The organism is Lapillicoccus sp. (genome assembly GCF_025353065.1).
In the GTDB taxonomy this organism is placed as follows: domain Bacteria; phylum Actinomycetota; class Actinomycetes; order Actinomycetales; family Dermatophilaceae; genus Lapillicoccus.
The window spans coordinates 1-6,201 of the sequence record NZ_JANXRJ010000339.1 but is presented as its reverse complement, the minus strand read 5'-3'; the positions used below and the strand labels follow the sequence as shown (position 1 = coordinate 6,201).

General features: G+C 73.1%; 6 protein-coding genes. All 6 read right to left on the bottom strand.

Annotated elements, in window-relative coordinates; all coding sequences use genetic code 11:
• Nucleotides 1-76: 76 nt before the first annotated feature.
• Entirely contained in the window at nucleotides 77-1,336 is a 1,260-nt protein-coding gene (locus Q0R63_RS24350) for a HAMP domain-containing sensor histidine kinase (protein WP_295703009.1), read from the bottom strand.
• A gap of 20 nt (nucleotides 1,337-1,356) precedes the next feature.
• Nucleotides 1,357-2,022, bottom strand: coding sequence for a response regulator transcription factor (locus tag Q0R63_RS24345; RefSeq protein WP_295703007.1), 666 nt, complete (start codon nucleotides 2,020-2,022; stop codon nucleotides 1,357-1,359).
• Nucleotides 2,023-2,050: 28 nt separating this feature from the next.
• Nucleotides 2,051-2,620, bottom strand: coding sequence for a DUF2231 domain-containing protein (locus Q0R63_RS24340; protein WP_295703004.1), 570 nt, complete (start codon nucleotides 2,618-2,620; stop codon nucleotides 2,051-2,053).
• Nucleotides 2,621-2,742: 122 nt separating this feature from the next.
• Nucleotides 2,743-3,867 (bottom strand): ABC transporter ATP-binding protein, encoded by a 1,125-nt coding sequence (locus Q0R63_RS24335; protein WP_295703001.1) that lies wholly within the window; start codon nucleotides 3,865-3,867, stop codon nucleotides 2,743-2,745.
• Complete coding sequence (locus tag Q0R63_RS24330; RefSeq protein ID WP_295702998.1) at nucleotides 3,864-5,429, bottom strand: iron ABC transporter permease; 1,566 nt, start codon at nucleotides 5,427-5,429, stop codon at nucleotides 3,864-3,866. Before Q0R63_RS24330 ends, Q0R63_RS24335 begins: the two co-directional genes overlap by 4 nt.
• Before the next feature lie 42 nt (nucleotides 5,430-5,471).
• Nucleotides 5,472-6,201 (bottom strand): extracellular solute-binding protein (locus Q0R63_RS24325; RefSeq protein ID WP_295702995.1); only part of this gene is annotated, 730 nt, incomplete at its 5' end.

Genomic DNA, 6,201 nt, shown 5'->3' with positions numbered 1-6,201 from the left:
GACCACTTGACCGGGGCGGCGCCGACGCGACACCGGTGTCGCATCGGCGCGGACGTCAGCGTTCTCCGTGCGGCGCTCAGATGAGGGGGTAGCGCGGCAACCGGAACATCACGAGCGCCCCGTCGCGGTGCCCGGGCCGGGATCCGGCCCGAACGGTGCCGCCGTGGACGGCGACGACCTCCGCGACCAGAGCGAGCCCCAGCCCGTAGTGGCGGCGACCGGGGCGCGCGGTCGCTTCGGCCGAGCGTCCGCCGCCGTGGAAACGTTCGAAGACCCGGGACACCTGGTCGGCGGGGATGCCGGGGCCGTCGTCGGACACCGCCACGACGACCTCCTTGGCCGTGACCGAGACCGCGACCGTGACCTGGGACCTCCCGTGCTCCAGCGCGTTGTCGACGAGGGCGGTCACGGCGCGGCGCAGCGCGACCGGGTGACCGGCGACGGTCGCGGGCTCGGACTCCCCGACCTCACCGGGACGCTCGAGCCGGATGCCGAGAGCCTCGGCGTGCGAGGTGGCCGCCTCCGCGACCGCCCGGGCGAGCCTGCGGACGTCGACGGGTTCGCGCTGCCGGTCCTCGCGCAGGTCCGTCGCCATCAGCAGGTCGTCGAGGATCTCGGTCAGGACGGTGACGTCGGCGACGAGCCCCTCGGCGTCCCGGACGACGCCGGGCTCGACGTCGGATCTCCGCACCCGCCGGGCCAGCAGCTGGGCGCGCGTGCTCAGCAGCGTGACCGGTGTCCGCAGCTCATGACTCGCGTCGGCGACGAACCTCCGCTGCAGCCGGATCGTGGTGGCGAGCGGGCGGACGGCGCGTCGGGCGAGGACGACCGCCGACACCGCCGCCAGGACGAGCCCGATGGCGCCGGCGATCAGGAGGGCCCTGACCAGGCGTTCGCGCCCCTCCTCGACCTGGGTCTGGTCCAGGACGACCTGGACGACCCGGTCACCGATCCGACTGGTGCGGATGACGTAGTAGGCGCCCGCGGGGTCGAAGTCGTCGATCCGCTCCACGGAGCCTCCGGTCGCGCGGACGGCCGTGAGGGCACCGGTGTCCGGCAGCCCGACCGGCATACCGGGAGTGGTCCGGACGGAGCCGTTCACCTCGATCGCGAGGTAGGTGCCCAGCGGCGCCGTGGCCGGGTCCGTGATGCGCGTCGCCGCACTCGCGAGCAGGGCGTTGGTCTCGGTGTTGGTCTGGTGGATGTAGACCGCCACCAGGGCGCCGGCGGTGACGAGGACGCACCCGATCACCAGGGCCGCGGCCCGCAGGCCGATCTGCCACGTCAGGGCATGGAGACGGGAGTCCTCCTCGTGACGAGGTCGCGTCATGCTCATCGGGTCACCGCGTCACCCTGTCACCGGTTCCCGAGCCGGTATCCGACTCCGCGCACGGTGCCGACGACCCCCTTGCCGAGCTTGCGCCGGAGGTAGTGCACATAGGTGTCGACGACGCCGACGTCCTCCGCTCCGGCGAAGACGTAGCTGAGCAGCTCCTCGCGCGAGAAGACCCGTCGCGGGAAGCGAGCGAGCTGGCTCAGCAGGGCGTGCTCGCGCTCTGAGAGCGAGATCGGCGTGCCGTCCGTGGGCTCCACCTCGCGCGACCCCAGCAGCAGCGTCCCGCCGGGCACGTCCAGCCGTTCCGCCCGTTCCTCGTGACGCCGCAGCAGCGCCCGCAGCCGGGCCAGGAACTCCTCGACGTCGAACGGCTTGGTGAGGTAGTCCTCGGCCCCGGCGTCGAGGCCCTCCACCCGGTCACGTGGTGTGCCCCGCGCCGAGAGGATGAGCACCGGCGTGAACCGGCCGCGGCGACGCAAGCGGGAGAGGACGTCCAGCCCGTCGATGGCCGGCAGGCCACGGTCGAGCACGATGGCGTCGTAGTCGCGGCTCAACCCCAGATGAAGGGCGCGCTGCCCGTCGCCGACCGACTCCACGGCATACCCCTCATCGGACAGGAGCGTGGTGAGCATGTCCGCCAGCTCGGGGTCGTCCTCGGCCACGAGGAGCCGAGACGGGGGGCGCATGGTCCGAGGATAGGTGTCGCCGGCGCGGTCAGTGGTTGGCGCCGCCGTTGGCCGCGGCCGGGGCGGCCCGCGGGCCGGACACCGTGGACCAGGCCGCCTCGGCGCCGCTGTGGCCGATCCGCACCACCTGCACGGTGGAGCCGGCGGCGGCGACGACGGCCAGCGCCCCGGCGACGAGGATCAGCGATCGTGAGGTGGCGGCGACCCCTCCCGATGGCCGACCGGAGGGCTCGACCATCCGCTCGGCACCGTCCACGCTCGCGGCGGGCCTCCGGGAACGCCGCCACAGCACCGTGGTGAGCGCCGCAGCCACCACCAGCCCCGCGACCCAGGGCAGCAGCCCGTCCGCCATCTGCACGTGCTGCTTGACGAGGTCGGTCCGCCCGACCCGCCGCTGCAGCGACTCGCCGGACTGCGTCGACAGGGGGACGAGGAACAGGGCGATCAGAGCCAGTCCGAGGGGCAGCCATCCCGCCCACCGACGGAACCGTGGCCAGACGCCGGCGAGCAGGACGGAGAGCGTCGCGAGCGGGACCATGACGACCGTCGCGTGCACGACGAGGGGGTGGATGGGCAGGCCGAAGATCGTGTCGAGCATGCGGGGCGCTCCTCGTCGAGGCGGGATGGACGGGACGTCGGACGCGAGAGCGGCTCGGCCGGTCGGACGTCTCATCGTCACGAGCCATTCTTGGAGGTGTCTTGGAAGTGTCCGCGAGGGCCTCAGCCGGCCGGGCCGTCGGTCGTCACCAGCGGGACGGAGCCGTCGACCGAGGTGTGGACGTGGTCCCCGACCTGGGGTCGGACGGCGGACGACGACCGTGAGTCCACGACCGTCCCGCCGGCAAGACGCAGCCGCAGCAGGTGGTCGTGCCCGTGATAAGTCGACGAGACCACCTGTGCCACAACGGATCCCGGAGACTCTGATGACGACACGAGCACCTGCTCGGGTCGCACCACGACTACGAGGGTATGCCGCGTCGAGCCTCCGACGCCCAGGTCCGCGAGCCCCCGGTCCGGGCCCGCGTGGCCCCGCGGACCCAGCTCGAGACAGCCGAGAGCGGTGTCGGCGTGGCCGTCCCGGACGTCGGCCGCGAGGAGGTTGGCGGGCCCGAGGGTACGTGCGACCGTGGCCGAGGCCGGCCGGCCGTAGACCTCCTCCGGAGCCCCGTGCTGGGCGACGACACCGCCGTCGAGGACCGCGATGGTGTCGGCGAGCGACATCGCCTCGCGCGGGTCGTGGGTGATGAGGACCGCCGTCACCCCCCGGGCGCGCAGCGCCGCTGTCGTCGCCGCACTCGTCTCGCTGCGGGACTGCGTGTCGAGGGACGAGAACGGCTCGTCGAGCAGGATGACGGACGGTTCGGGAGCGAGCGCCCGGGCCAGGGCGACCCGCTGCTGCTGCCCGCCGGACAGCTCGTGCGGCATCCGGTGGCGCAGGGACAGGTCGAGTCCTACCAGGGTGAGCAGCTCGTCGACGCGCGCCGCGTGGGTCCGGGCCCGGGGGCGAAGACCCGACAACGACAACCCGAAGGCGATGTTGCCTGCGACGTCGCGGTGCGGGAAGAGGGCGCCCTCCTGGGCGACGTAGCCGACGTGGCGGGCCCGGGCCGGGACGCTGCGGGTCGGGCTCGTCACGATCGTCTCCCCCAGGACGATGGTGCCGGCCTGCGGCCGGATGAACCCCGCGATCGCCCGCAGGAGGGTCGTCTTGCCGCAGCCGGAGGGTCCGAGCACCGCGGTGGTGTGCCCGCTCGGGACGGTCAGGTCGAGACCGCGCAGGACCGCCGGCCCTCCGTAGCCGTGGGTGAGGCCCTCGATGGTGATCGCCACCCCCTCGCCGGTCACGACGCCACCTGTCCGTCGTAGCGGGTCAGCAGCACGGCGGCCGGCGCCGAGACGAGGATGAGGAGGGCGGCATACGGGGCGGCCGCGCCGTAGTCGATCGCGCTGCTGTAGCTCCAGAACTGGGTCGCCAGCGTCTGGGTGCCGAGCGGGGAGAGCAGCAGGGTCGCCGTCAGCTCGGTGCTCGCCCCCAGGAAGGCCAGCGCCGCGCCCGAGCCGAGCGCCGGCGCGATCACCGGGATGACCACGCGGACGAGGACGCCGATCGGACCGACCCCCAGGGTGGCCGCGGCGTCCTCGAGGGAGGGTGAGAGCTGCAGCAGACCGGCCCGGATGCTGACGATCGCGCGCGGCAGGAAGAGGATCGCGTAGGCCGCGACGAGCATCGTCGTCGTCTGGTAGAGCGCCGGCAGGGCATGCAGGGCCAGGGTGACGAGGGCCAGGGCGACGACGATCCCCGGCAGGCCGGTGCCGATGTAGGTGATCCGCTCGACGAGCGTCGACAGCACGCCGCGGCGGCGCACCGTCAGCCACGCGACAGGGAGGGCCGCGACCGTCACCGTGAGGGCGGCGAGGACGCCGAGGCCCAGTGTGCTGGCCGTGGTGGACAGCAGCACGGGCAGGTCCACGGCGCTCGAGGACCCGGCAACGAACCACCGCATCACGCTGACGACGGGCAGGACGACGGCGGCCAGCGTCAGCAGCAGGAGACCGGCGGCGGCCGGCAGGGTCCAGCGGCCGAGCGGGATCCGGACCGAGGCGCGGGCCGCTCCCCCTCCCACCCTCGCGTATGCGGTGCGGCCGCGCAGGGTGAGCTCGCCGGTGAGCAGCAGGAGACAGACCAGGACGAGGACGCTGGCCACGGTGTTCGCTGCCGGACCGCTGAACGAGGACCGGAACTGGTCGTAGACCGCGGTGCTGAGGGTCGGGAAGCGGATGAGGGCCAGCGCCCCGAACTCGGCGACCAGGTGGAGGGCGACCAGGAGCCCGCCGCCGAGGACGGCCGGCCGGAGCTGGGGAAGGGTGACCCGCCGGAAGGTCGCCGACGCCGACAGCCCGAGCGCCGCCGCGGACTCGACCAGCGCCGGGTCGGCTCCCCTCAGGGCGGCGGTCACCGGGAGGTAGACCAGCGGGAAGTAGGACAGGGTGACGACGACGAGCGCTCCGCTGTAGCCGTCGGCCGAGGGCACCAACGACGACCAGGCGTAGGCGTTGACGAAGGCCGGGACCGCCAACGGCGCCACCATCGCGACGTGGACCAGCCGCCGGAACGGCAGGTCCGTGCGCCAGACGAGGTAGGCCGCGCCGACCCCGAGCAGCACGCACAGCGAGACCGACCCCACGACGAGCTTGCCGGTGTTGGCCAGGAGCTCGAGGGTGCGGTCGCGGAAGACCAGCCGGGACACCTCGGACCACCCTGCCCCGACGGTGTCGTAGGCGATCACCGCCAGCGGGACGAGGGTGAGCAGGGCGACCAGGGCCGCGGCCACGCCGACGACGGGCGGCACGCTGACGCGCCCCGCCCGCAGTCGCGGGGCGGGCCGCGTCCCCGTCACCCCGGCCACTCAGGTCCTTCCGGTCACTCAGGCACTCAGATACTCAGGCACTCAGATCAGGCCCGCTTCCTGCATCATGCTGACGACGGTCGGGCCGTTCAGGGTACCGGGGTCGACCGTCGGCGCGTCGAGCTGGGCGATCGGCCGGAGGGCGGCATTCGGGGCGACGCCGCTCGCGATCGCATACTCCAGCGCCTTGCTCCTGGCCAGGATCTCCTGGCCGGCCTTGCTGGTGAGGAAGGCGACGAACTTCTGGGCGGCGTCGGCGTGCTTGCTGGTTGCGAGGACCCCGGCGCCGGAGACGCTGAGGAAGGCTCCCGGGTCCTTGTTGCCGAAGTAGTAGAGCTCCACGTTCTTGCTGTTCGCGCCCGACTCGGCCCGGTCCTTGGCCCAGTAGTAGTGGTAGATGACCCCGGTGTCGATCTGACCGGCGTCGACCGCTTTCATGATCGCGGTATTGCCTTGGTAGACCTTCGCGTTCGTCTTGAGGGCGGCCAACCACGCCTGCGTCTTGTCCTTGCCCTCGAGGGACAGGACGGCGCTGACGATGGCCTGGAAGTCGGCGCCACCGGCGGCGATCCCGACCCGGCCCTTCCACTGCGGCTGAGCGAGGTCGAGGATCGAGGCCGGCAGGGCCACCTTCGAGACCTTGGCCGGGTTGTAGGCGAGGACGGTCGAGCGGGCCGCCCACCCGGCCCAGTGCCTGCTCGACGGCAGGTATGCCGCGGGGACCTGCGCCAGCGTCGAGGCCGCCACGGGGGCGAACAGTCCGGCCTGGTCG

Excerpts from the sequence above, each read along its gene's own strand:
- Q0R63_RS24350 (WP_295703009.1), bottom strand. The coding sequence starts at position 1,336 with ATGAGCATGACGCGACCTCGTCACGAGGAGGACTCCCGTCTCCATGCC.
- Q0R63_RS24345 (WP_295703007.1), bottom strand. The coding sequence starts at position 2,022 with ATGCGCCCCCCGTCTCGGCTCCTCGTGGCCGAGGACGACCCCGAGCTG.
- Q0R63_RS24340 (WP_295703004.1), bottom strand. The coding sequence starts at position 2,620 with ATGCTCGACACGATCTTCGGCCTGCCCATCCACCCCCTCGTCGTGCAC.